This window comes from Lacrimispora sp. (assembly GCF_031982545.1).
In the GTDB taxonomy this organism is placed as follows: Bacteria; Bacillota; Clostridia; order Lachnospirales; family Lachnospiraceae; genus Lacrimispora.
Window position 1 is genome coordinate 169,938 of the sequence record NZ_DALYXB010000008.1, and the last position, 20,356, is coordinate 190,293.

The window sequence follows — 20,356 nt, forward strand, 5'->3', positions numbered from 1 at the left end:
GAGATGAAAGACTATGGCTATTACGTTAGAAGAAGCAAGAAATAATGTGCAGGACGACCTGCAGATCGGGGTGATTGATGAATTCAGAAAGTCCAACTGGATCCTGGATCATATTACGTTTGATGATGCCGTTTCCCCAACCGGAGGCGGAGCGACCCCTACTTATTCCTACACCAGACTGAAAACTCAGCCTACGGCGCAGTTCCGTGAGATCAATAAGGAGTATACGCCCCATGAAGTTACAAAGGAACGTTTTTCAGTAGATATTAAGGTGTTTGGTGGATCCTATCAAATCGACCGTGTTATCGCCAATATGGGCGGTATCGTATCAGAGGTAGAGCTTCAGCAGTCCCAGAAGATTAAGGCAGCTCAAGCGTTGTTTAATGATACATTTATTAATGGAGATATTGCTGTAAATGGCAATGCTTTCGACGGTCTGGAAAAAGCTCTGACAGGCAGCTCCACAGAGTATAATGCTGGAGCGTCCGTCATTGATTTGTCCACATCCCAGTTGGTAACGGATAATTTCCAGCTCTTCCTAGATATGCTTGACGAATTCCTCAGGGGACTTGATGGAGAACCCTCTTTCATTGCAGGCAATACAAAACTAATCTCAAAACTGAGAGCGTGCGCAAGGCGTGCTTCCATGTATAATGTAACAAAGACCGACTGGGGAACCAATGTGGAAGCCTACGGAAATATTCCTTTCGTGGATTTGGGAGCGAAGCCGGGAACCAATAGTGAAGTGGTGGAAATTGACGCAACCAAAGGAACCACCTCCCTCTTTGCAGCAAGACTGGCACTTGATGGACTTCACGGTGTGTCCTTTGCAGGAGTAGCCCCGGTGCAGACCTGGCTTCCTGACTTTACAACGGCAGGAGCAGTAAAGACTGGTGAAGTGGAAATGAACGCAGCAATCGCCTTAAAGGCTTCCAAAGCAGCCGGGGCATTCCGTAATATTAAAGTAAAATAAGGGAGGGTTTTCCATGAAAGTATTTGCACCCAACAAACAGTATACAGGTACGTCCGCCAGCGTACCTTTTTGCAACGGTGTGGGAGAGACAACAGATCTCCGCCTGATACATTGGTTCAAAAGCCATGGGTATGAAGTAGAGGATCTGCCGGAATCAGAGGATCCTGCGGAAGATCTGGGGAAACCTCAAGAGGAGAATCCTGAAGCCCCGGAAGAAAATGCAGAGAAAGAACCTGATAAGGAATTAAAGAAAGGAAAATCTGCGAACCAGAAGGCCGGTGAATAAGATGGCCTATGTCCCCTATTAACACCGGATTATTACAAAGAAATCTATAAAGGCAGAACGGTACCAGAAGATGAGCAGGAAAGAGCACTCCGACAAGCTAGCCACCATATTGATTCCCTGACTTACAATCGAATTGTGGGTCGGGGATTTACAGATTTGACCGAGTTTCAGCAGGAAGTCATTCAGGAAGTGGTATGTCTACAGGCGGACTTTGAACATGAAAACGCTGACGAGATCAGCACGATTCTATCCAGTTACAGTATTAATGGAGTATCCGCACAGTTTGGGAGTTCCTGGAATGTGTTCATGGATAAAGGAGTGGCTATGAAGCGTGATGTGTACGCACAGCTGTCCCAGACGGGCTTGTGCTGCCGGTTAGCGAGGTAAGCCTATGAAATACCCATGTTTAGTACCAAAAGGCCTGTGTAAGACAGAAATTCACGTTCACCTGGAAAGTGAGGAAACTAATAATCTGGGAGAGCCAAAATACAAGGCTGATCTGGATCTGAAGTGCAATTTTCAGGACCGGTCAAAGACGATTCTCACAGCAGAAAAAAAGCTGGTTCAGATAACCGGCACAGCTATGTTTCCTGGTGATATCGCGCCAGCCTTCCCAACCTTAAGCGGAGGTACCGTTACTATATTTGGGGAAGAAAGACGGATTGAGCAGGGAGCAAAGAACCGGAATCCGGACGGTACCGTAAATTTTTGCACACTGGAGGTAATCTGATGCAGGTTAAATCAACGGTTAAAATGAATATGCCTCGGATTCGACAACTAACACAGGCTGCCGTAACAGCTCTGGAAATGACTGTAGATGCAGTACATACCGAAGTTGTTCAAGCGCAGGTTGTACCGTTTGATACTGGAAATTTACAAAATGAAAGCTTCTTTGCTGATTACTCTGATTCCTCCAAAGGAAAAGTTCAGCTGGTATCCAGTGCTCCTTACGCAAGGCGGGTTTATTTTCACCCAGAGTACGACTTCAAGACGGACGAAAACCCCAACGCAAAAGGGCATTGGTATGAAGATTGGGAGGCCGGAGGTAGCAAAGCTGATTTTGCTTTTAGTAAATATAAGAATTTTTATAAGAGAGTAGGTGGTGTATAATGCTGACTTTAAAGGATATTCGTCAATATATTTCCGATCTGAGTATTGCAGAAGATGATAACGTCTATATGGGGAAACTGGATAATAAAAGTCAAAAATCCATTGGAGTTTATAGCCGGCCGTCGTCCGGACCTGCAAATATCGCCATTGGCGGACTGGAATGCACCACCTATGATACCAAGCCGGTTTCTCTACTGGTCCATTGGAGTAAAAGCAAGGATGAGACAGAGAGAACGGCTTTTGAGCTGTTTGAGAAACTAAGAAGTGTAACCAGTCTTACAATAGGAGACACCCATATCAATTACATAAGACTGATGGTTCCTGAGCCGCAGGACGTTGGGACAGATGATAGCGGAGTGTACGAATATGTGATCTGGCTGGATTTTATATATGAAAGGAACAGGTGAGATTAATGGGAGACGCAAAGGTATACCCAGTAAATAACAACAAGTTTAAGGTTGGATTAAATGGGCTTAAGGATACAATGACCATGATTGCCAACCTGACGAATTTTGCCCCCAGTATTGAAGGTGGCGTGGAAGAGTGGAACGCCATGGAGCATGAGGGCTGGGGGGACGCTATGATGACCAGTAAAAAACTGTCATTCTCCTTCCAAGGAAAACGTACTTATGGAGATCCGGGTAATGATTATGTTGCCGGCCTTGCATGGAAATCTGGCAATGATGTGGTAGCTCCATTTGAGTGGGAAATGCCTTCCGGTGCCAAAGTGTCTTTTGATGCAATCATCAATGTAACCACTCCTGCAGGCGGTGACAGCACGGCGGTTGATGCTCTGGAATTTGAAGTAAAGTGTAAGGGCAAGCCAAATTTTACCCAGGCGGGAGCGTAGATTCTGCGCCGCCCGCAGATCCAGAAGAACCAGAAGAAAATAAAGAACCAGATGTAGAGCCAGGAGAATAAGACCTGGCTCTTTTTGAAAGGAGATAAGATTATGGCAAAAATGATTGATATTACAGAGAAACTTACATTCGAGGGAAATCCCTCTTTAATGATTAAAGGAAAGAAACTGGAGGTTAATGCAGATGCTCCCACCATGTTAAAGGTTATGGGACTTATGGGCTCTGATGATCCAGGAGTGAGTGAGATTTTAAAAACCTATGACATGATGTTTCCAGATAAATCTAAGAAAGAGATCGAAAAGCTGGGGCTTAATTTCAATGATCTGATCGTGGTGGTTCAGGAAGCAGTAGGTTTAATTACGGGGGAGGATGACAGCCAGGGAGAGCAGTGACCCGTACTACGATTTATTTGAGGACTGGGATTTAATTATTTCCAGCTTCCTAACGCAGTACGGGTTGAGAATACGGACAAAAGAATTTGAATCGGTTAGCTGGGATGAGTTTAAATCCCTTATAGCTGGAATTGATCCTGAAACTCCCTTAGGTCGCATTGTGGGAATCCGGGCGGAGACAGATAAGAATGTTATCAAGAACTTTAATAAAGACCAAAAACGCATACATGATGCATGGAGAAACCGGAAAGCAGAAACAATGCCGCCGGAAACCTATGATCAGGAAATGAAAGCACTGGAGCAGATGTTTGCGCAGCTGTGCGGGAGGTGATTAAAATTGAAAAGACAAAAGTAAAATGCCCCCATTGTGGATACGAGCAAAATATCTTATACGATAAAAAGAACGCATCCTGCAAAGGTGTTTTTATACGGTGCAAAGCAAGGCACTGTAAGAGAGATTTTGAACTGATAATTAACAAAGACAAGTAGTGCCACTGTGCCGATGTCTGTCTGAAGCAGATAAAGGTAGGTGGTATAGTTGGCTGATAGTGTAGGGCAGATCGGGCTCGATCTTGTCGTTAATCAAAATAATTTCAATAGGCAGATGGCCGGTATCCAGGGGCTGGCCAAAAAGGCAGGAGCGGCTCTGGCTGCGGCTTTTGCTATAAAGAAGATTATTGATTTTGGTAAGAGTGCAATCGAATTGGGATCCGATCTTACAGAGGTCCAGAACGTTGTTGATGTGACATTTCCTAAGATGTCAAAACAAATTGATGCTTTTGCCAAAAATGCAGCGCTTTCGTTTGGGCTTTCCGAAACAATGGCCAAGAAATTCACGGGTACATTTGGAGCCATGGCGAAAGCTTTTGGCTTCTCAGAGAGCGCTGCTTATGATATGTCAACCACTCTGACCGGTCTGGCCGGAGATGTTGCCTCCTTTTACAATCTGTCACAGGACGAGGCATATACAAAGCTGAAATCCGTGTTCACTGGCGAGACTGAGACATTAAAAGATCTGGGTATTGTAATGACCCAGAATGCCCTTGATGCCTATGCCATGGCGAACGGGTACGGAAAAGTAACGGCTAAAATGTCTGAAGCGGAAAAGGTAGCCCTGCGGTATCAGTTCGTACAGGATCAGCTGGCACTTGCCACGGGTGACTTTAGCCGAACCAGTGACCAATGGGCCAATCAGGTGCGTATTCTAACACTACAATTTGACTCCCTAAAAGCTACCATAGGTCAAGGTCTTATTAATGTATTAACTCCGGTTATTCAAGTGATCAATACCATAATCGGTAAGCTGATGAGCCTTGCCAATGCTTTTAAATCCTTTACTGAACTGGTTACGGGAAAGAAGAGTGACACGACCTCCAGCGTACAAGCTGTTGCGGATGCGGCAGACAACGCTTCTGGTGCAGTGGAGGGAACAGGGACGGCAGCCAAGAAAGCCGCCAAAGACATTAAAGGGATGTCTTCCGGAATTGATGAATTAAATATCATAAATCCAAACTCCAATAGCGATAGCAGTGATGGAGGGGCTGGCGGTTACGCTCCGGATGAGTTTGATATGGGGGCAGTGGATACTTCTGGAGTTGAGGAAGCCGGTAATAAATACCAGGTATTAATTGATAGAGCACGGGAGTTAAAAGATTTATTTAAGACCGGTTTCAGCATTGGCTTTGGAGACACATCAGTCATTGACAGCATTCAGAATTCCATACAAGGTATCGGACAGAACCTCAAAGGGATCTTTACGGATCCGGCGGTTTTAGCTTCGGCCGAGGAATTAGGAAACCGGATAGCCGTAAATCTGGGAAAAGCTGCAGGCAGCATGGCTTCTATAGGGGCGACACTTGCAGATAATTTGCTTGGTGGAATTAATAAGTTCTTAGAGCAAAACGGTCAGAGGATTAAAGATTATCTAGTATCCATGTTTGATATCAGCACAGAGATTGCCGACATTGTGGGTAATTTCAGTGTCGCATTTGCAACGATTTTTTCCGCTTTTCGTAGTGATAATGCAAAGCAGATCACAGCGGATGTTATAGGCATTTTTTCAAGTGCCTTTATGGGTGTGACGGAGCTGACCACAAAAATAGGAAGAGATGTTTTAGATGCTTTAACGGCCCCATTTATCCAAAACAGGGATCTTATTAAACAGACTCTTGAAGATACATTTTCTGCAGTAGAGCCTATTTTCTCCGAAATAAAATCAATTGTTGATGAAGCATTTACAAAAATCAATGAAACCTATGATACTCATATCAAGCCAATGCTTGATTCGTTTAAGCAGGGTTTTACAGAAATAGCGACAAAGTTCCTGGAGCTTTACAATACATATTTCCTCCCTATCATTACAAATCTATCCGTACAGTTCCAGGCGTTTCGAGAGGAATATTTGTCCCCTCTGATTGATAAGTTCGTGGAGTTTGCGGGAAAAGTGGCAGATGCAATATCGGTGCTTTGGGAAAACGTGTTAAAGCCCTTTATTATTTGGTTTATGGAGGCGGCAGCTCCTATTATTGCAGAATTTGTCCAGAATGTGATAGATGGATTCTTTCGGTTCTTTGAAGGTGTAAGTAAAGTTGTAGGAGACATATTAACAGCTTTAGGCGGCCTTATGGATTTCATTGTGGGAGTTTTTACAGGAGATTGGGAACTTGCCTGGGAAGGAATAAAAACATTCTTCGGTGGTATCTGGGATGCTATGAAGGATATCGTATCTACAGTACTGGATGTTATTGACTCTGTAATACAGACTGTCCTCGGTGTTATAAAATCTGTCTGGGAACTTATTTGGAATGGCATAAAAACCTTTGTGTCAAATATTTGGGCCTCTATACAGGAAATTGTCACAAAAGTTTCCGAAGCCATAAGAGATAAATTATCAGAGATCTGGGACAGTGTAAAGCGGACAATAGAGGAAAAATGGAGTGCAATCAAAGAGTGGTTTGATCAGATCTGGCAGAAAATTAAAGATGTGTTTAAGCTTGATGAAATGCTGGAAATTGGCAAAGGTGTCATGAATAAGCTATGGGATGGCATGCAGGAGGTTTGGAAGAGTATTACCAGTTGGTTAGATGGAGTTGTAGATGCTGTAGGCGAAGCATGGGATAAGGTAGTTAGCGGAGCAAAAAATCTGTTCAGCAAGGCGAAAGATGATGCCGAAGAAAAAGAGGAAAAAGATTCTTCTGGCCCAGGCAGTACGAAAGGCCATGTAAACAGTGGTCCCGGAGTAAAAGGTCACGCAACCGGCGGTTTCCCGACTTCCGGTAGTTTATTTGTTGCCAATGAAAACGGCAATCCTGAAATGGTTGGTAACTGGGGAGGTAAGGCAGCCGTTGCCAATAACATGCAGATCACAGAAGGTATTACAAGGGCGGTCCAGTATGGCATGAGATCTGCCATTGCCCCGTTAACCTCCAGCATAAGCGCCATGGTTAACAACGCCACCCCTCAGCTGTCTCTGATCGGAACTGCAGGGCGAAGTACTGGCACAACTGATCAGGTTCAGAACATGGCAAATCAGGTTATGGCTATGCCAACAGAATCCATGTCCGATCATTATCTGTCCATTATGGTGGAATTACTGCGCAATATCATAGAGCTGATCGAAGCAATGGATCTGACTGTAAATATTGATATCAGAGAGATTAAAAGCAAACTTGCCGATCTGGATAAGAGAAGCGGTTTTACAATGAGAACAACGTAAAGGAGGCGGTACTATATGGCAGTACTTACAATCAATGGCCGGGAGTTTCCGTCTCCCGACATTGGTGGGAATTTAATTGTTGCTACGAATGTAAGTGATGGTAAAAATGCAAAAGGCGAGTTTATTGGCCAGAGAGTAGGAAGGGATCAGCATAAATTTGAGGGATTACAGTGGAAGTTTTTAGATGCTGCCACCTGGTCGGCTATGCTGCAGGAGTTTGATAAGTTTGTGGTCACAGCCAGAATCCCGGACATGGTACATAACCGCATGATGACAATCCGAATGTACCCAGGAAACCGGACAGCCACGCCCATTGAGTTTGATAAGGAAGGGCTTCCCACCATGTATCAGGATTGCAAAGTAAATATTATCGACTGTGGGGTGATCGAGTAATGCAGGCAGTGAGCACCCAATACAAGGATCACATGAAGTCAAAAGATCGCCTGCGCAACCAGACCTATATCCGGGTTACCATTGGTCTGATCAACCAGGAGGCGCAAGCCAGTGCATATATACCCGATCATGAAAGCTATACTTATTATTCCAGCTTTAAGCGACCTTTAGATAATTATGAAGTCCAGGAGCTTTATGCCACTTGTGATCAGGACTATACATCGGTAGATGGCAGCGTGTACTTTCTTCCAAGAGCCAGGGCGGATGTGGTGTTAAATCAGGGGATTGTGTCAAAGGAACTTATGGGACCGGTGGAAATCCGGTTTCCGATCCAGCACGATATTAAGGGCCTGACGGTGGAGTTTGGCAAGGCTTATCCGGTGGATTTTACCATAGAATCCGATAACAACACGGTGGAGATCACCGGGAATACTGGTGGTCACTTTGTATCAGAGGAAATATTTAATGGAGCAACATTCCTGCGCTTTATGCCATCCCGCATGGTAAACGGTCAGAGCCGCTTCCGGATCCACAAGATTACTATGGGAATCGGGATCTATTTTGATAATCAGCGGATACTGTCTGCTACGAAAAAGGAACATATCAGCCCGATAATGGAGGAGCTGCCGACCATTGACTTTAATCTGTCCGTGAATAATAAGGACAGAGCCTTCGATATTGAGAATGAGGAAAGCTCCGTGAACTTCCTGGAGATTGGTCAGGGTATAACAGTTCTATATGGACAGGAGCTTGACGATGGATCCGTGGAGTGGCTACCGGGAGCAAAGGTGCAATTAAAGGAATGGTCTGCAGATGATGAGGAAATGTCTTTTTCTGGCTCAGATCGGTTCGACTATATGGACGGAACTTATCATAGAGGTCTGTATCGCCCGGAAGGTATCAGTCTGTATGATCTGGCACTTGATGTGCTTTCTGACGCTGGAATTGATAGCCGTACGTACTGGATTGACAGTTATTTAAAGTCTGTGAAAGTGGTAAATCCGATGCCAGTTGTTGCACACAAGGAAGCCCTGCAACTGATTGCCAATGCTGGCCGGTGTATTCTCTACCAAGACCGGGAGGGTAATATCTTTCTGAAATCCAGTTTCATTCCGGCTATGGAGGCAAGTTCAGATAATGAGACATATTTCAGTCATGCAGGATCGGTTTTGGACAAATCGCCTAAGAAGCCATATGCAATGACAACACAAAACTATACAAGCGTGACCTCGACACAGTATTTTATGCCAAGGAAGGAAGAAGGTGCGATTTATCTAAATGCCGGTTATGTCTCAGAGGAAGTGGCGGGAAGTGATGGATCCTTTGCAGTCAATCCAACTGTAGAAATTAACCTGGAAGCCTCATTCAAATGCTTTGGGCTGACTTTGGAGTTTGGCAGTAATAATCCTATGGAAATGGTCTTTCATGTCTACCATGATGGGGAACTGGTGGAAGATTACACCGTAACAGATCTGACTGCAACAACTGTCATTAGCCACGAATTTGAGGAGTTTGACAGACTGTTCTTGGAGTTTACTAAAGGATATCCGAATAACCGGATTGTTTTAAATAATATTACTTTTGGAGACAGAACCGATTATGTTTTTGAGTATGGTCATGAATTGACCAAAACGCCAAAGGGGACACAGCTTGCCAAGGTCAGGGAGCTGCAGGTAATCAGAACGCTTTTTACTCAGGCAGGAGAGAAAAAGGAACTGGCGAAAGAAACCATTGTAGTAACGGCTGCAGATAATCAGTATACCTTTTACTTTACCAATCCGGCGTATGACCTGTCCTGCGCGCTTACGACACCAGGAGAGGGGCAGTTGGCAACTATTATAGATAGCAGTAATTATTTTGCCACAGTGGAACTTACAGGGGTTACGGGGACTGTTGAGGTTTCCGTATTTGGTAGAGAGTATACAACTGCTAAAACTAAAGTAAGCCGGCAGTTAAACCCAACTGGCGGTATGGAAACATGGGAAAATCCTCTGGTGTCTGATGCGGTTCATGCCGCCAATATTGCGGACTGGATCGGTGATTATCTAAAATCAGATCGACATTACGATCTTCAGTATCGTGGAGAGCCTAAGGTTGAGGCGAACGACATCGCATTCCTGGAAAATAAGTATGTTCCTGATCTTCTCCTGCGGGTATATGAACACACTTTAAAATTCAATGGAGCCTTAAGCGGCACCATAAAGGCAAGGAGGGACATGAGCAATGTGGCAGTCGCCAAAGACTAACTGGAAGGAAAATGACTTCTTTAACGTTGAGGACTATAACCGCATAAAGGGAAACATAAACGAGATCCGGTCACAGGCACTTTTGCTCTGGCCGGATTTTGAGTTTGAGGAAATGGGGGCTAATAAGACCTATCAGGACTATGGATTCTATGCGGATGAGATTAACCGGTTTGAGGCTAATGTGGACCATATCTGTGCAGGAACTTATCCCTTTAAAGTGGGTAACCGACAGATTTTCTATGATAACCAGCCTTTTATTGATTGGAAGGAATTGAACCGAATTGAGGAAGCCTGCCGGCTGATTTACAGTAATATACAGAGCCGCTACAACGGCAGAAAGACATTATCATTTACATTGAATGGAGGTGCATTTTCATGAGTTTAAAAACAGATTATAAGGATGCCATGTTTGATGGCCAGCGCCGGTACCGTTTGATTCCCAATGAAGACGGAACTTACAGTCTTCCGGACGAGACAACGTACACCCAGAAAGGCGATAAGTTTGGAGCCAATGATATAAACGCCACGAATAAGGCAATTAATCAAATCAATCATGTGGCAGAGGTTACCTTAACTGCTGCGGGTTGGAACGGTAGTTCAGCTCCTTACACACAGACAATTCCGGTTCCAGGGGTAACAGAAGACATGGAGGCTATGGTTGTGAGCGCTTTGGAGGACGAAGCTACGGAGGTTGCCCAGAAGTCCTACAGCAAAGCTTTTGGTATTGTGACAAGTGGGACAGCTTCCCTGGGTGATGGGACGGCTACTTTTAAGGTTTACAAAAAGCCGGTATCAGATATAAAAATTGGCTTGAAAGGAGTGTAGCACATGGGAAAGATATGGATGCCTGGAGGTGGTGGAGGTGCAGATCTCGATGTGGTGACTGCGGGGAAGCCCGACGTACTGGCCGGAAAAGTAATCGTTGATAAAGACGGTGAACCATTAAACGGAACAATGGTAAATCGAGGCGCGGTGAGTCAGGCATTAGGGGTCAATGGTACATACACTATACCAGAAGGATATCATAATGGATCTGGTAAGGTAACGCAGAGCATTGCAACCATGGGAGGCCAAACAATAAATCCTAGTGCATCGCAACAAACTGTTTCGTCAAGTGGAAAGTATATGACTGGAAATGTTGTGGTAAATGCAGTTTCAAATCTATCTGCAGCAAATATAAAGAAAGGTGTTAATGTCGGAGGTACTACCGGTACGTTTGAGGGTTATGTGCCAACTGCAAATGATTTATATGTAAGGGGTACAAGTCGTATATCAAACTGGGTATATATACAATCAGATAAGTTTCATTTTGAGACTGGAATGATATATGCTTATGGTACAGGAGGTTCTCCAACCATTGGAGCACCTGTAAACTTAACAGGGTATAACTATATAAATGCCGAAGTTTGGTCAAATTTCGGAGATACTTTTAGCCTTGTAGTGTACGAAGGAGATTTATATTCAAACGCACTAGTACGCACATCTGGCACCACCGCTGATGCCACAAACAAAATAATATCACTTAATGTATCAGCAATATCTGCAATCAGAACATTTGGTTTGGGTATACCTCTTTACAGAACATGCTATATTTATCGTATTTGGTTATCATAGATAAAAGAAAGGATTTTAAATTTATGAAAATTTATACTGACATTAATAGCTCAATATTGGCGTTAGATGATGCCCCAGATTATTGGGAACATTGTGTAGAAACAGAAAAGACTCGCAAAGAGTTATTTGGTAATCTTTGCGATGTATGTATTCAGGGATACAAGTATGAACTGCAATACGAATTGCTATTTTCAGAAGATGGAAACAATGAAAGAGACAAAGAAACAGGTGAGTTGCTTTATAAACTCGATGAAGAGGGAAATAAAATAGTCAATGGATATTCCTGTTATCCTTTTGTAGATTACAGTACTCTTATGCTTATCCAAAAACAGTATGAAGATTCACAGCAACAGGTACAGGCGCTCAATGCTCAGGTAGCTTACCTACAGATGATGTCCGGTATAGCGGAGGAGGCGTGATTATGAGTAAAAATTATGGAAAGGTAAAGTTGTTTTATGATGCAGGTTTATGGACTTTAGGTATGACACGTAATGCCGTAGACCGGTGGATCACGGCAGCTGAGTACAAGGAGATCACCGGAAAAGAATATGAGAAAGAGTGAGGATAATGGAAATGGATAGAATTACAGAACTGCTTGCCCTGGCATGGGGAAGCCCGATTATTAAACTGGTTATTTTAGCAGTAGTGATGGACACCTGCTTCGGCTGCATAAGAGCAATTAAGGAGCATGATTTTAACAGCTGTTTTGGCATTGATGGTGCGATCCGGAAGATCTCCATGGTAGCCTCTCTTGCGTTCCTATTAATACTTGATCGGATTGTACATCTTAATCTGATCGGCTTTATTCCTGAAGCGATCCGGTCATATCTGCCGGTTAATGCCATTGGAGTGGCGGAGTTCTTTGGGCTGCTGTACATAGCTTATGAGTTGGTGAGCATTCTTAAAAACATGACTCTGTGTGGTCTGCCGGTGAAGCGTTTATGGGAGACAGTGAAGAAATTCCTTACACAGTACACGGACGAGCTGCCGGATAATACTTAAGCTGTTGCGACCGTCGCAACGGTTGTAATGTCACAACTTTATGGACCTGGGATAATCCCGGGTCCTTTTTCGATTGGAGGAAAACAATATGAGTAATGCAGTATATGATTTGATTAACAAGGCAAAAGCCTGGAACGGATATCTGGAAAAGAAAAGCAACGCCAATTTGGATGACTTTACAGCCAATGCAGGAAGTAACAACTTTACCTGCTTTGCCAGGGATTACAAGATACATACCGGTTATAACCTGCAGGGACAGGCATGGTGCGCCATGTTCGTATCGGAGATATTTGTACAGATGTTTGGATTGGAAACAGCCTTGAAGCTTCTGGCCGGTAAACTGTATCATTACTGCCCTACGGGCGTAAATCAGTTTAAAGCAGCTGGCCGATGGTATACAAAGCCAGAGCCGGGAGACGTGATCTTCTTCACAAACGGTACCAAGGCGTATCATACCGGCATTGTCACAGAGGTTACTTCTACCAAGGTAAAAACAATTGAGGGTAATACTTCGGGAGGCGGTAGCGTGATTGAGAACGGTGGTGGAGTCTGCCAGAAGTCATATAGCTTGTCTTATGAGAGGATTTTGGGATATGGTAGACCGGATTGGAGCATTGTGACACAGCCGGAATATACTCTGGGCTGGAACCATGATAAAAATGGCTGGTGGTATGCTGATACGAAGAATACTTATTATAAATCCTGCTGGCAGAATATTGGTAGTAAATGGTATTGGTTTAACCTTGATGGGTATGCATATAAAGGTCAGTGGTTGCAAAATACAGGCGGGGAATGGTACTATTTTGATAATACATGTGCAATGGTTACTGGATTCCATATAATAAATGGACTTCCATACTATTTCAATAAAAAAGGTGCTATGGTTACTGAAACGGTTAGGCTAAAGTTTAATCCAGATTCTTCTGGAGCATTACATTATTTTGAAGAAGAATAGATTTAATTTATACTAGGCGGAATAAAAGTATAGTGATATAATAAAATAAAGAGATTAATAGATAATATTTAGTATAAATTTATACATAGAGTTTGTTGTTGCAGATTAAGGAAAGGAGATTGAAATGAATAAATACCGTTTATCAATCATGATAGTTTTAATCATTATGGTTTTATTATATATGCTTGGTATCGTTGAGATCTCAGAGGTGTCTAATTTTGCTTTTACATCTTCAGCACTAATATTTAGTATTTCCTCAGCTGTAGATACCTTTGCAAAGGAAAATAAGTTAGAAAAATTAATAAGGTTTGTTCTTGATACATTTGCTATATCTGTTGTTGTATTGATTCCTAATTTAAAAGATACTAATCTGGTAAAGTTAATCATGAATCAATTCGATACTAATGTTTTATTACTATTAGCTTTATTTTTTACAATGGCAGGTCAATGGGCTACTGAAATTAAGTTAAAAGATATTGAGAATAATCATAAGCAGAGGTAGAGGGGGATAAAATTTATGTGTAATAGGAATATATCTGAGCTCAGAATACGAAGTGTGGAAACAAATAATATGTCAAACTGGCAGATAACTCATACAATAGATACTTTAACAATGGTTAATAATAAATTTGATATATTAAAAAAGATAAACGATTTAATTAATGATGGAGTTGAAAAAAAGAATATTTTTATTACAGATAAGTCATTTTTAATAACCACTAACTATAAAACTTACTTTGAAAAAGGTAATGTTCTGGAAAACACTCCAAGCGCAATTACAAAAGTAGCGAATATTGGACGTTTTATTACAATGGAATATAATGATGAAATTATAAAAATAAACTGTTTGTTCTCATATTATAAAAAGATCAATTCATTGTTAAATAAAGATCTTAATTGTAGGCTTAGAGGAACATACTTATTGAAAAGCTATAACGAATTATTTAAAGGAGGAATTGAAAAAGCATTTGATTGTTTGGCAAGAAGTGCAAAACAGCAGGTAATGGATATATATGAAAGATTTTTAAGTCCAGATAATAAAAAGATGAATAAGTTATTAGAAAAGATTGACTCAGAAAAAACCAAAGGGTTAAATAAGAATTATTTAAATTTTCAAAAATTAGCAGATGATTCTATAAAAAGGTTTGCACTATCATTCAATCGATTTGATAGGCCAATACTTGGTATATATATTGAAAAAAATCATACATTTGAAATTATCAACTCAGACCAAATGTATAAGAATGGTGAAGAATCGGAAAGCAGAATTCAACTTAAAAATATATCTAAAAACAGCCCGGTATTATTGGTTTTACTTGTGACAGGTGTTATGTTAGGTTTTATTAGCTATTTAGCATACAGAGACCATAAAGTTAATAACGCTGATATTGAGGATAATATGCTTGATATGCCTCAAAGTACGCATGAAGTTATTAGAAATGTTCTTATTAATGAGACCGGTGAAATGGTGTATGCCGATCAATATACAACAAAAGAATTAGATGCTCAAGTAGCCAATTTAGCTGAAAAAAATCTAAATAAATTGGAAGTTGTTACCAATAGAAAAAAAGTTAACATAGAAATTAGAAATAATATATAATCAAATAAGTATAAATATATTATAAGTTCCAAGCTATTGCTAACTTTAATGCAAGTTGTTGCGTTGTGTCAACCATAATAATTCTTATATGTCTACTATTTGTCTACCCTAAACAGATTTTCAGGTAGACAAAGTGATGTTACTAAGTGTAATCAAATGAGTTATCATAAAGTATTTCCTTATTTTATCAGGCTTACAGATGCGTGCAAGTGCGTAGAAGTGAAATGCTCATTACCAAGTCACATTTGGGTAACAACCCTATGGTTGGAGCCACCGTGGCAGTAGCTGTTGGTATTGAGGAAAGTGCTAACGCAGGTAAATTCTAATGATAAAACCTTGATTTTTCAAGGGAAAATACCATTTGATATAGAAAAGAGGAGTTCGCATTGTGCGGCTCCTCTTTTTACATCTATCTATCCAGAAGTTTTGAAAGTTTCTGATCAATACTTGCCAGAATTTTTATTATCTGCTTCTCACTATTATCGCAATCGGTGTAGATGGCTGAATAAAGATCCTCTTCACAACTCTCACCATAAGTACCATATTGTTTGCATAAATTGTAATTGCTACATTTAGTCTCTGACATACTAACATTTCCCCTTTGAATGTATTTGGCTCTGATTGAACCTATATATAGTATAAAGTACATGGGAAATTTTTACAATAACATAAAGGAGCTACAGTCATTAATCAGCTATCGATTTCATTAACCAATTTAGATGGGTTTCACGATGTTTTAAACGTTCCCGTTTTGATATCGGAATGAATTGTTTATTTGTAAGAAAGAAACCCAGATTGTTATATTCTTCGATAAAATTCATATTAACCAGATAGCTTTTATGACACCGGAGGAATCCTTCTTTTTTTAATCTATCTTCCAATTCACTTAATGATATTGAGCTGGTAATTGTTTTTTGCTTTGTATAAATAATACAGGTTTTATTAAACACCTCAATATAAATGATATCCTTAAGAGGTATATTCATTGTCATATATTCTGAACGTATTTGTATTTTCTTGTAAATAAAATCTATATTCTTTAAACTTTTATCAAGAGATGCTTCCAATTCACTAGTTTGAATAGGCTTAAGAAAATATCCATCCGCTTGCATTCGATAAGCTTCTGCTGCATACTGGGGACTGTTGGAAGTAAAGAATATAATACTATCCCGATTCATTTCACGAATTTTAAGACCTATCTCCAAACCATTTTGTTCAGTTTCTGATAAGTTTATGAAACAACATGGAAGTTTTTCGCATTGGAAATTTTCATGTTCAAACATATTTTTATGTAATGAATACTCATGTAATGAGAAATCAATTAGTCGCTTCTGGAAATATCTTTCTAAAAAAACGATCAAATGATTTCTGTCAGTGGTAATTGAATCTAAAATTACAAGTTTCATGATATTCCTCAATTTTTCTAATTCTGATGTAACAAATATACCATAATTATGTTGAATTGCAAATGTTTTTTTGATTTTTACACCATAAGCATGCATTTTGCGACAAAACTATTGACTGAAATTATATATTATAATAAACTTTACCAGAACTCGGTATAAATATAAAAGTAGTACTGAGTGAATCAATTAAATTACAAAAGAGGGAGTGGAAGTTTATGAAGAAGAGGTTATCAATTTTACTTGCAATTTTAATGATGCTTGGGGCTATGCTGGTAGGCTGCGGAGCAAAAAATGATTCTGTCTACGTAGGAACTACCTGGACTTTAAATTCAGTGGAAGCTGAGGGGATCGTACTTGAAGGGGAACTCTTAGCCAGTGCTATGGATGCTGCCACCATTAAATTTGACGCAAAAAAAGTGACACTTAATTTTGGAACTGAAAATGGAGAGGGTACCTGGTCAGAAAAGGACAATGTTATTACTATAAAGTCTGATGGAGAGACCATTGAATGTCCAATCACAGATTCAAAACTGCTTTTCGAGTTGGAAGGCACTAAAATGTATTTCGTAAAAGATGAAAAAGCAGAAAAATAGAATTATATAAACATAGGATTAGAACGCTCTCTAATAAATAGAGGGCGTTTTTTTTGCGTATCCGGCAGCCCGCACACCAATGAGTGTAAGTCTGGTATGGTACTGTGTCCGTTTAACAGACCGAGTACTAGACCTAATAATAGATTAAGCGCGAAATTACGTATTATTTCTTTTCTACTTGTTTAATAAGTAATGTCTCGATTACCAAAGTATATACCTTTTTTTATTGGAGATATCATAAACCCAATAATTATACCAAGCAAGAAAGCGGTAAATGGACTTAGAGGGTGAAACAGAATTTTAAAAGAGTTTTTCATAAATACATCCTTTCTATCATGTGTGGATAATACACACGCTTGTACAATAAGTAATAGCATGATTATAAATCTGGAAACACGATTTTGCAAGTGGCGCATTAAAAGGGAGTAATCAAGTTAATACCTGGTTCTCCCTTTTGTACTTATTGCTCCTCGTCAATCCCCATACACCGTTTATACCGTGCATCAGCCTCTTGCCAGTTAACCACATGGAACCAGTCTTCGATGTATGCGGCCCGGTCATTAAAACGCTGCAGAAAATAAGCATGCTCCCAGACATCCATGCCGGAGATCACACAAAATCCAAATGAGATTGGAGTATTCTGGTTAGGAGTCGTTACAATTGATAGTGTTCCATTCTGGTCAACAACCAGCCATGCATACCCCGAACCGAAAACAGACAGTGCATTTCTTTTATATTCATTAAAAAAATTCTCTATTGTTCCGAAATCTCTTAATATAATGGGATATAGTGTTTCGGCCTGTGAACGCTCCTGGGAATTAATCATGCCATTAAAGTAGATAATATGATTGTAAACGCCGCCGCCGTAGTTGATAATAGACTGACGGATTTCTTCCGGAAGGCTCTCCGTATTTGTAAGAAGCTCTTCCAAAGAAAGATTCTGCAATTCCGGGTAATCCCGCAGGATGGTGTTTAGTTCCACTACATATCTCTGAAGCTGCCTGTCGTGGTGAATATACATGGTCTGAGTGTCGATATAAGGTTCAAGTGAGTCGTATGCATAGGGAAGCGGTGGATTCACAAATGGATAATGTTCGTTCATGGGCAGATTTTTCCTTTTGCATTTTTGTATATATATATTCCAAAGCCAATGAGATATGATGGATAAGCAAGGAATAAAAAAATAGTGTGCTGGTGGAAAATCTGTTGTATAATAACAAAAGATGAGAAGCAGAAAAAGTGGAAAAAGGAGAGGTGCAGCTATGTGCGGAGTGTGTGACCGGATACAGCTTATTAAAGAAGGCAGAAATCCGTATATTGTAAAGGAATTGGAGACAGGATATGTGGTGCTGGGGGATCACCAGAGATTCCAGGGTTATACTGTTTTTTTATGTAAGGAACATGCGTCGGAGCTTCATTTTCTGGAAAAGGAATTTAGAAACCGGTTTTTGCAGGAGATGGCTTTGACTGCAGAGGCAGTTTATCGGGCTTTTGGACCGGATAAACTGAATTATGAATTATTGGGAAGCGGTAATTTCACACATATGCACTGGCATTTTTATCCCAGAACCATTGGTGATACACCGTCCCCTGGGCCTGTCTGGAAGCTGCCGGTGGAGGAACTTTATAATGATAAGTATCTGCCGGGAGATGAAATCCTCTTCCTTATGAAGGAAAAACTGAATGAGGAACTGGAGAAACTTCTGGCTCAGCAGGACTAATCTTATCATTGAGAATCTGGTTATAGATTTTACCTATAACCAGATAATAGTTATAAATATTAACACAGGATAAAAAAATCCAGTATAATACCACTTAACAAGAACATGCGAAACAGCATTTTACCCCACAGGAGGATACGAATATGAGCAAGAAGACCAGAGGAGAAAGAAATCTTAAATTTGAGACATTGCAGTTACACGTTGGTCAGGAACAGGCAGATTCCGTGACAGATGCCAGAGCAGTACCCATTTATCAGAGTTCTTCCTATGTGTTCCATAACAGCGATCATGCTGCTGCAAGGTTTAATTTAACAGATGCAGGGAATATTTATGGCAGACTGACCAATCCGACTCAGGATGTGTTTGAACGGAGAATTGCGGCATTAGAGGGCGGTGTGGCAGCGCTGGCTACGGCTTCCGGAGCGGCAGCAGTAACTTATTCCATCGAGAACCTTGCAAAGAACGGAGATCACGTAGTCGCAGCAAAGAATATCTATGGTGGCACTTACAACCTGCTGGAGCACACACTTCCTGATTATGGTATTACCACTACCTTTGTGGATCCATTTAATTATGAAGAAGTGGAGAATGCCATTCAGGAAAATACCAAGCTGATTTTTATTGAAACCCTGGGAAATCCTAATTCTGATGTGGTTGATATTGAACAGTTTGCAAAGATTGCACACGCACATAAAATTCCGCTTGTTGTAGACAATACATTTGCAACCCCTTATCTGGTAAGACCCATCGAATTCGGTGCTGATATCGTGGTACATTCTGCTACGAAATTCATTGGCGGACATGGAACCAGCATCGGAGGTGTAATTGTTGACGGTGGTAAATTTGACTGGGAGGCATCTGGAAAATTCCCTTCACTCACAGATCCAAACCCAAGTTACCATGGAGTCAGCTTTACAAAGGCAGCTGGTCCTGCTGCTTATGTGACAAAGATCCGGGCGATTTTACTCCGTGATACAGGAGCCTGCTTATCCCCAATTCATGCATTCATCTTTTTACAGGGACTTGAGACCTTATCCTTAAGAGTCGAGCGCCATGTGGAGAATGCGCTGAAAGTTGTGGAATATTTGAAAAATCACCCCCTGGTTGAAAAAGTTCATCATCCATCTATTTCCGATGATGAGAGTCAGAAGGAATTATATGCCAAATATTTCCCCAATGGAGGTGGTTCTATCTTCACCTTCGAAATTAAGGGAGATGCAAGAAAAGCAAAGGATTTTATTGACCAGCTGGAATTATTCTCTCTTCTTGCCAATGTTGCAGATGTGAAGTCTCTGGTGATTCATCCTGCATCAACCACTCATTCACAGATGACAGAAGAGGAACTTGAAAATTCCGGAATTAAGCCCAACACCATCCGTCTTTCTATTGGAACAGAACATGCATCTGATATTATTGAAGATCTGGAAGAAGCATTTCAGGCGGTTAAATAACTGAATCAGATTATATGCAGGCTGCCATAGCTTCTATGG

Annotated in this window: 27 protein-coding genes; 24 read left to right on the top strand and 3 right to left on the bottom strand. The window is 41.0% G+C overall.

Annotated features, from left to right (window positions below; translation table 11 throughout):
- Positions 1-13 precede the first annotated feature (13 nt).
- From ABS301_RS14935 to ABS301_RS15035, 21 genes are all read left to right on the top strand, one after another.
- The gene (locus ABS301_RS14935; RefSeq protein ID WP_349672978.1) at positions 14-973 is read left to right on the top strand and encodes a major capsid protein; all 960 of its coding nucleotides are present in this window, start codon (positions 14-16) and stop codon (positions 971-973) included.
- Between the two features lie 13 nt (positions 974-986).
- Positions 987-1,259 carry a hypothetical protein gene (locus ABS301_RS14940; protein ID WP_349672979.1) on the top strand — a complete coding sequence of 91 codons (273 nt, stop codon included), beginning with the start codon at positions 987-989 and terminating at the stop codon, positions 1,257-1,259.
- 156 nt (positions 1,260-1,415) lie between these two features.
- Positions 1,416-1,646 (top strand): head-tail connector protein, encoded by a 231-nt coding sequence (locus ABS301_RS14945; protein ID WP_349672980.1) that lies wholly within the window; start codon positions 1,416-1,418, stop codon positions 1,644-1,646.
- 4 nt (positions 1,647-1,650) lie between these two features.
- Positions 1,651-1,989: a hypothetical protein gene (locus ABS301_RS14950; protein ID WP_349672981.1), complete on the top strand. Its 339-nt coding sequence runs from the start codon at positions 1,651-1,653 to the stop codon at positions 1,987-1,989.
- Positions 1,989-2,369 (top strand): hypothetical protein, encoded by a 381-nt coding sequence (locus ABS301_RS14955; RefSeq protein WP_349672982.1) that lies wholly within the window; start codon positions 1,989-1,991, stop codon positions 2,367-2,369. The genes ABS301_RS14950 and ABS301_RS14955 overlap by 1 nt, the downstream gene beginning before the upstream one ends.
- A complete protein-coding gene (locus ABS301_RS14960; RefSeq protein WP_349672983.1) occupies positions 2,369-2,776 on the top strand; it encodes a phage tail terminator protein in 408 nt (135 codons plus the stop codon). Before ABS301_RS14955 ends, ABS301_RS14960 begins: the two co-directional genes overlap by 1 nt.
- A gap of 5 nt (positions 2,777-2,781) precedes the next feature.
- Positions 2,782-3,219 carry a phage tail tube protein gene (locus ABS301_RS14965; RefSeq protein ID WP_349672984.1) on the top strand — a complete coding sequence of 146 codons (438 nt, stop codon included), beginning with the start codon at positions 2,782-2,784 and terminating at the stop codon, positions 3,217-3,219.
- A 102-nt stretch (positions 3,220-3,321) separates the two neighbouring features.
- Positions 3,322-3,621, top strand: a complete 300-nt coding sequence (locus tag ABS301_RS14970; protein ID WP_349672985.1) for a hypothetical protein — start codon at positions 3,322-3,324, stop codon at positions 3,619-3,621.
- Complete coding sequence (locus ABS301_RS14975) at positions 3,599-3,952, top strand: Gp15 family bacteriophage protein (protein ID WP_349672986.1); 354 nt, start codon at positions 3,599-3,601, stop codon at positions 3,950-3,952. Before ABS301_RS14970 ends, ABS301_RS14975 begins: the two co-directional genes overlap by 23 nt.
- A gap of 207 nt (positions 3,953-4,159) precedes the next feature.
- Positions 4,160-7,336: a phage tail protein gene (locus ABS301_RS14980; RefSeq protein ID WP_349672987.1), complete on the top strand. Its 3,177-nt coding sequence runs from the start codon at positions 4,160-4,162 to the stop codon at positions 7,334-7,336.
- A gap of 15 nt (positions 7,337-7,351) precedes the next feature.
- Positions 7,352-7,729, top strand: coding sequence for a hypothetical protein (locus ABS301_RS14985; RefSeq protein ID WP_349672988.1), 378 nt, complete (start codon positions 7,352-7,354; stop codon positions 7,727-7,729).
- Positions 7,729-9,975 carry a hypothetical protein gene (locus tag ABS301_RS14990; protein ID WP_349672989.1) on the top strand — a complete coding sequence of 749 codons (2,247 nt, stop codon included), beginning with the start codon at positions 7,729-7,731 and terminating at the stop codon, positions 9,973-9,975. Before ABS301_RS14985 ends, ABS301_RS14990 begins: the two co-directional genes overlap by 1 nt.
- Positions 9,953-10,354 (top strand): hypothetical protein, encoded by a 402-nt coding sequence (locus ABS301_RS14995; RefSeq protein ID WP_349672990.1) that lies wholly within the window; start codon positions 9,953-9,955, stop codon positions 10,352-10,354. Before ABS301_RS14990 ends, ABS301_RS14995 begins: the two co-directional genes overlap by 23 nt.
- Positions 10,351-10,800: a hypothetical protein gene (locus ABS301_RS15000; RefSeq protein ID WP_349672991.1), complete on the top strand. Its 450-nt coding sequence runs from the start codon at positions 10,351-10,353 to the stop codon at positions 10,798-10,800. Before ABS301_RS14995 ends, ABS301_RS15000 begins: the two co-directional genes overlap by 4 nt.
- A gap of 3 nt (positions 10,801-10,803) precedes the next feature.
- A complete protein-coding gene (locus ABS301_RS15005) occupies positions 10,804-11,589 on the top strand; it encodes a hypothetical protein (protein ID WP_349672992.1) in 786 nt (261 codons plus the stop codon).
- A gap of 23 nt (positions 11,590-11,612) precedes the next feature.
- Complete coding sequence (locus ABS301_RS15010; protein ID WP_349672993.1) at positions 11,613-12,008, top strand: hypothetical protein; 396 nt, start codon at positions 11,613-11,615, stop codon at positions 12,006-12,008.
- Between the two features lie 2 nt (positions 12,009-12,010).
- Positions 12,011-12,151 carry an XkdX family protein gene (locus ABS301_RS15015; RefSeq protein ID WP_349672994.1) on the top strand — a complete coding sequence of 47 codons (141 nt, stop codon included), beginning with the start codon at positions 12,011-12,013 and terminating at the stop codon, positions 12,149-12,151.
- Between the two features lie 11 nt (positions 12,152-12,162).
- On the top strand, positions 12,163-12,591 hold the full coding sequence (locus tag ABS301_RS15020; RefSeq protein WP_502877969.1) for a phage holin family protein: 429 nt from the start codon (positions 12,163-12,165) through the stop codon (positions 12,589-12,591).
- Between the two features lie 88 nt (positions 12,592-12,679).
- Positions 12,680-13,546: a CHAP domain-containing protein gene (locus ABS301_RS15025; protein WP_349672996.1), complete on the top strand. Its 867-nt coding sequence runs from the start codon at positions 12,680-12,682 to the stop codon at positions 13,544-13,546.
- Positions 13,547-13,670: 124 nt separating this feature from the next.
- Positions 13,671-14,048, top strand: a complete 378-nt coding sequence (locus ABS301_RS15030; RefSeq protein ID WP_349672997.1) for a hypothetical protein — start codon at positions 13,671-13,673, stop codon at positions 14,046-14,048.
- Positions 14,049-14,063: 15 nt separating this feature from the next.
- Complete coding sequence (locus tag ABS301_RS15035) at positions 14,064-15,146, top strand: hypothetical protein (protein ID WP_349672998.1); 1,083 nt, start codon at positions 14,064-14,066, stop codon at positions 15,144-15,146.
- 409 nt (positions 15,147-15,555) lie between these two features.
- Here ABS301_RS15035 and ABS301_RS15040 read toward each other — a convergent pair whose 3' ends face one another.
- Positions 15,556-15,732 (bottom strand): hypothetical protein, encoded by a 177-nt coding sequence (locus ABS301_RS15040; RefSeq protein WP_349672999.1) that lies wholly within the window; start codon positions 15,730-15,732, stop codon positions 15,556-15,558.
- Between the two features lie 100 nt (positions 15,733-15,832).
- The gene (locus ABS301_RS15045) at positions 15,833-16,552 is read right to left on the bottom strand and encodes a response regulator transcription factor (RefSeq protein ID WP_349673000.1); all 720 of its coding nucleotides are present in this window, start codon (positions 16,550-16,552) and stop codon (positions 15,833-15,835) included.
- A gap of 215 nt (positions 16,553-16,767) precedes the next feature.
- On the opposite strand from ABS301_RS15045, the gene ABS301_RS15050 reads away from it, so the two are divergent.
- Positions 16,768-17,145, top strand: a complete 378-nt coding sequence (locus ABS301_RS15050) for a hypothetical protein (protein ID WP_349673001.1) — start codon at positions 16,768-16,770, stop codon at positions 17,143-17,145.
- Positions 17,146-17,605: 460 nt separating this feature from the next.
- On the opposite strand, the gene ABS301_RS15055 is transcribed toward ABS301_RS15050, so the two are convergent.
- Complete coding sequence (locus tag ABS301_RS15055; protein WP_349673002.1) at positions 17,606-18,247, bottom strand: superoxide dismutase; 642 nt, start codon at positions 18,245-18,247, stop codon at positions 17,606-17,608.
- Positions 18,248-18,407: 160 nt separating this feature from the next.
- Between ABS301_RS15055 and ABS301_RS15060 the strand changes: the two genes are divergently transcribed.
- Together ABS301_RS15060 and ABS301_RS15065 are read left to right on the top strand one after the other, a co-directional pair.
- Complete coding sequence (locus ABS301_RS15060) at positions 18,408-18,866, top strand: HIT family protein (RefSeq protein ID WP_349673003.1); 459 nt, start codon at positions 18,408-18,410, stop codon at positions 18,864-18,866.
- 143 nt (positions 18,867-19,009) lie between these two features.
- Entirely contained in the window at positions 19,010-20,317 is a 1,308-nt protein-coding gene (locus tag ABS301_RS15065; protein WP_349673004.1) for an O-acetylhomoserine aminocarboxypropyltransferase/cysteine synthase family protein, read from the top strand.
- Positions 20,318-20,356 lie beyond the last annotated feature (39 nt).

What these genes read in the sequence shown, in the direction of transcription:
- ABS301_RS15005 (WP_349672992.1), top strand. Translation starts at nt 10,804, where the DNA reads ATGGGAAAGATATGGATGCCTGGAGGTGGTGGAGGTGCAGATCTCGAT.
- ABS301_RS14965 (WP_349672984.1), top strand. Translation starts at nt 2,782, where the DNA reads ATGGGAGACGCAAAGGTATACCCAGTAAATAACAACAAGTTTAAGGTT.
- ABS301_RS14970 (WP_349672985.1), top strand. Translation starts at nt 3,322, where the DNA reads ATGGCAAAAATGATTGATATTACAGAGAAACTTACATTCGAGGGAAAT.
- ABS301_RS14975 (WP_349672986.1), top strand. Translation starts at nt 3,599, where the DNA reads ATGACAGCCAGGGAGAGCAGTGACCCGTACTACGATTTATTTGAGGAC.
- ABS301_RS15030 (WP_349672997.1), top strand. Translation starts at nt 13,671, where the DNA reads ATGAATAAATACCGTTTATCAATCATGATAGTTTTAATCATTATGGTT.
- ABS301_RS15055 (WP_349673002.1), bottom strand. Translation starts at nt 18,247, where the DNA reads ATGAACGAACATTATCCATTTGTGAATCCACCGCTTCCCTATGCATAC.
- ABS301_RS15060 (WP_349673003.1), top strand. Translation starts at nt 18,408, where the DNA reads ATGTGCGGAGTGTGTGACCGGATACAGCTTATTAAAGAAGGCAGAAAT.
- ABS301_RS14935 (WP_349672978.1), top strand. Translation starts at nt 14, where the DNA reads ATGGCTATTACGTTAGAAGAAGCAAGAAATAATGTGCAGGACGACCTG.
- ABS301_RS14985 (WP_349672988.1), top strand. Translation starts at nt 7,352, where the DNA reads ATGGCAGTACTTACAATCAATGGCCGGGAGTTTCCGTCTCCCGACATT.
- ABS301_RS15045 (WP_349673000.1), bottom strand. Translation starts at nt 16,552, where the DNA reads ATGAAACTTGTAATTTTAGATTCAATTACCACTGACAGAAATCATTTG.
- ABS301_RS15035 (WP_349672998.1), top strand. Translation starts at nt 14,064, where the DNA reads ATGTGTAATAGGAATATATCTGAGCTCAGAATACGAAGTGTGGAAACA.
- ABS301_RS15000 (WP_349672991.1), top strand. Translation starts at nt 10,351, where the DNA reads ATGAGTTTAAAAACAGATTATAAGGATGCCATGTTTGATGGCCAGCGC.
- ABS301_RS15050 (WP_349673001.1), top strand. Translation starts at nt 16,768, where the DNA reads ATGAAGAAGAGGTTATCAATTTTACTTGCAATTTTAATGATGCTTGGG.
- ABS301_RS14960 (WP_349672983.1), top strand. Translation starts at nt 2,369, where the DNA reads ATGCTGACTTTAAAGGATATTCGTCAATATATTTCCGATCTGAGTATT.
- ABS301_RS14950 (WP_349672981.1), top strand. Translation starts at nt 1,651, where the DNA reads ATGAAATACCCATGTTTAGTACCAAAAGGCCTGTGTAAGACAGAAATT.
- ABS301_RS15015 (WP_349672994.1), top strand. Translation starts at nt 12,011, where the DNA reads ATGAGTAAAAATTATGGAAAGGTAAAGTTGTTTTATGATGCAGGTTTA.
- ABS301_RS14990 (WP_349672989.1), top strand. Translation starts at nt 7,729, where the DNA reads ATGCAGGCAGTGAGCACCCAATACAAGGATCACATGAAGTCAAAAGAT.
- ABS301_RS14995 (WP_349672990.1), top strand. Translation starts at nt 9,953, where the DNA reads ATGTGGCAGTCGCCAAAGACTAACTGGAAGGAAAATGACTTCTTTAAC.
- ABS301_RS15010 (WP_349672993.1), top strand. Translation starts at nt 11,613, where the DNA reads ATGAAAATTTATACTGACATTAATAGCTCAATATTGGCGTTAGATGAT.
- ABS301_RS15020 (WP_502877969.1), top strand. Translation starts at nt 12,163, where the DNA reads ATGGATAGAATTACAGAACTGCTTGCCCTGGCATGGGGAAGCCCGATT.
- ABS301_RS15065 (WP_349673004.1), top strand. Translation starts at nt 19,010, where the DNA reads ATGAGCAAGAAGACCAGAGGAGAAAGAAATCTTAAATTTGAGACATTG.
- ABS301_RS14955 (WP_349672982.1), top strand. Translation starts at nt 1,989, where the DNA reads ATGCAGGTTAAATCAACGGTTAAAATGAATATGCCTCGGATTCGACAA.
- ABS301_RS14940 (WP_349672979.1), top strand. Translation starts at nt 987, where the DNA reads ATGAAAGTATTTGCACCCAACAAACAGTATACAGGTACGTCCGCCAGC.
- ABS301_RS15025 (WP_349672996.1), top strand. Translation starts at nt 12,680, where the DNA reads ATGAGTAATGCAGTATATGATTTGATTAACAAGGCAAAAGCCTGGAAC.
- ABS301_RS15040 (WP_349672999.1), bottom strand. Translation starts at nt 15,732, where the DNA reads ATGTCAGAGACTAAATGTAGCAATTACAATTTATGCAAACAATATGGT.